Genomic DNA, 1,214 nt, shown 5'->3' with positions numbered 1-1,214 from the left:
CTTCCTGCCCGAGTTCGACAACCTGCTGCTGTCGCACGCCGACCGTACGCGGGTCATCCCGGCCGCGTACTGGGGCCGCTCCTGGAAGGGCAACCAGGCCTATCCCGCCCTCCTCGTGGACGGCTTCCTCGCCGGGGTGTGGCGCCTGGCGGAGTCGGCGGGGGAGGGGCGCGCGGTGCTCACCGTCCAGCCGTTCGGGTCGCTCGGGCGGGCGCTGCGCGACGAGGTGGCCGAGGAGGGCGAGCGGCTGCTCGCCGCGATGACCCCGGCCGGTGTCACCTCGTACGAGGTCCGCTTCGGGGACGTCATGACGTCATGATGTCGTGACGTCGTGGTGTGACCGGTGACCCCTGCTGGATGACCCCGCCGCTCTTCGCCGGTTCGCGCGGTTCGCGGCCCTCAGTTCGCGCCCCTCGGTTCACGGCCCTCAGTTCACCAGAGCTGGGGCCGCCGTGGCGGTGGTCCGCACGGTCGTCGTCGCCGCTTCCGCCCCACCCGTCATGGGTGCCGCACCGGCCATCTCCGGGTCCCAGCCTCCCCTGCGGGGGCAGGGCTGTCCGAGCGGCTCGGTGCGTATGGCGACGGGGGCCGGGGCCGTCATGTGCGGGTCTACCGTCACCGTCGTCACGCCGAGCGGCGCCGCGAGCGAGCGCAGCGCGGGCTCCGCCAGCCGGATCCAGCGCTGGCCGGGTCCGAGCACCGCGTACAGCCGCTCGGGGCTGGTGAAGCCCACGGCGGTCCGTACACCCAGAGGGGTGCGCCAGAACCGCAGCTGCCGGCCTCCGGCGGAGCCGAGCCGGACCGGTACGTACAGCGGCGCCGCCGGGCGGCGTTCGTCGGGGTCGGGGTCGGCGTCGTCGAGGATGAGGGTGAGGGTGTCCATGGTGGTGTCCTCCGGTGGGAAGCGCGGAGCCGGTCCGTGCGGAACCGGTCCGCGCGGCGGGAGTCCTTGCGGCGGGAGCCCGTGCGGTGAGAGTCCGTGCGGTGTGGTCGCTGTCGCGCCGCCGCCGTGCGCGACGCCTCGACGTTATGCCCGCCCGCCGGGCCGGAGTCCGCCTCCTGACGCCATGTTGACTCCGTTCCGGCTGATTTTGACGGCCTCCTGGCACCCCTCGCCGGCAACGCGTCTCCCCCGTTCGAGTTGGGGTCGGACGGGTGAGTGACCGGAAGGGAGCGGGGGCCGGCCGGGACCCGCTCCCTTCCGGTCACTCACC

General features: G+C 74.0%; 2 protein-coding genes. One reads left to right on the top strand and one right to left on the bottom strand.

What is annotated here, in order from left to right; translation table 11 throughout:
* Nucleotides 1-319 (top strand): DNA glycosylase AlkZ-like family protein (locus ACJA3G_RS37250; protein ID WP_406557433.1); only part of this gene is annotated, 319 nt, incomplete at its 5' end.
* A gap of 108 nt (nucleotides 320-427) precedes the next feature.
* Here ACJA3G_RS37250 and ACJA3G_RS37245 read toward each other — a convergent pair.
* The gene (locus ACJA3G_RS37245; RefSeq protein WP_406557432.1) at nucleotides 428-883 is read right to left on the bottom strand and encodes an SAV_915 family protein; all 456 of its coding nucleotides are present in this window, start codon (nucleotides 881-883) and stop codon (nucleotides 428-430) included.
* Between the last annotated feature and the right edge of the window lie 331 nt (nucleotides 884-1,214).

It is taken from the genome of Streptomyces sp. YS-3 (assembly GCF_045257485.1).
Classification (GTDB): Bacteria; Actinomycetota; Actinomycetes; order Streptomycetales; family Streptomycetaceae; genus Streptomyces.
This window is presented reverse-complemented; position numbering and strand designations above follow the sequence as displayed.

Coding starts and splice junctions, on each gene's coding strand:
- ACJA3G_RS37245 (WP_406557432.1), bottom strand. CDS start 883: ATGGACACCCTCACCCTCATCCTCGACGACGCCGACCCCGACCCCGAC.